1 rRNA gene is annotated in these 1,253 nt (G+C 54.0%); it reads right to left on the bottom strand.

Annotation, left to right across the window (positions count from 1 at the left end):
* Positions 1-1,212: ribosomal RNA gene (locus tag C5749_RS19785) — 23S ribosomal RNA — on the bottom strand; the annotation flags it as partial.
* Positions 1,213-1,253 lie beyond the last annotated feature (41 nt).

Genomic DNA, 1,253 nt, shown 5'->3' with positions numbered 1-1,253 from the left:
ATTCTACCAGTCCATAGCTTCGGTACCGTTCTTGATGCCCGTTTATTATCCACGCCCGGCCGCTCGACTAGTGAGCTGTTACGCACTCTTTAAATGAATGGCTGCTTCCAAGCCAACATCCTAGCTGTCTGGGCAGCCGGACCTCGTTAGATCAACTTAGAACGGATTTGGGGACCTTAGCTGATGGTCTGGGTTCTTTCCCTCTCGGCCTTGGACCTTAGCACCCAAAGCCTCACTGCCGGACATATTTAACGGCATTCGGAGTTCGTCTGGATTTGGTAGGATTTGACTCCCCCGCACCCAATCGGTAGCTCTACCTCCGTTAAACTTAAGTCCGACGCTGTTCCTAAAAACATTTCGGGGAGTACGAGCTATTTCCCAGTTTGATTGGCCTTTCACCCCTACCCTCAGGTCATCCGGAAACTTTTCAACGTTTATCGGTTCGGTCCTCCATTGCGTGTTACCGCAACTTCAACCTGCCCAAGGGTAGATCACTAGGTTTCGCGTCTGCCCCGCCCGACTCTACGCCCTGTTAGGACTCGCTTTCGCTCCGGCTCCCCCGCTGAACGGGTTAACCTTGCCGGACAGGAGCAACTCGTAGGCTCATTATGCAAAAGGCACGCCGTCACGGAATAATTCCGCTCCGACCGATTGTAAGCACACGGTTTCAGGTTCTTTTCACTCCCCTGTTCGGGGTCCTTTTCACCTTTCCCTCACGGTACTGGTCCACTATCGGTCTCCCAGGAGTATTTAGCCTTGGCGGATGGTGCCGCCGGATTCACTCAGGATTTCTCCGGTCCCGAGCTACTCAGGATACCACTATGCCAATAATCTTTACCCGTACGGGGCTGTCACCCGTACCGCGCAGTTTCCCACCTGCTTCCGGTTCATCATATCGTACAATATCGTGGTCCTACAACCCCTTACATGCCGTAACATGAAAGGTTTGGGCTGTTCCGCGTTCGCTCGCCACTACTTGCGGAATCACTCTTGTTTTCTTCTCCTGCGCCTACTTAGATGTTTCAGTTCAGCGCGTTCGCCTCCATTAACCATAGCTAACGGATGACATGCCTTCAGCATGCCGGGTTGCCCCATTCGGAAATCCGCGGATCGATTCGTATGTGCCGATCCCCGCGGCTTATCGCAGCTTGTCGCGTCCTTCTTCGCCTCTGGGAGCCTAGGCATCCCCCGTGTGCCCTTATTTACTTTCTTCCGTCCGCTGCCCCTTTTGCCTGGCAGACGGACTGCCTCCG

Origin of the sequence: Sphingobacterium gobiense, from assembly GCF_002980575.1 — a bacterium.
GTDB classification, from domain to species: Bacteria; Bacteroidota; Bacteroidia; order Sphingobacteriales; family Sphingobacteriaceae; genus Sphingobacterium; species Sphingobacterium gobiense.
Note: the sequence above shows the minus strand (reverse complement) of the source record. Positions and strands in the feature narration are given on the sequence as shown.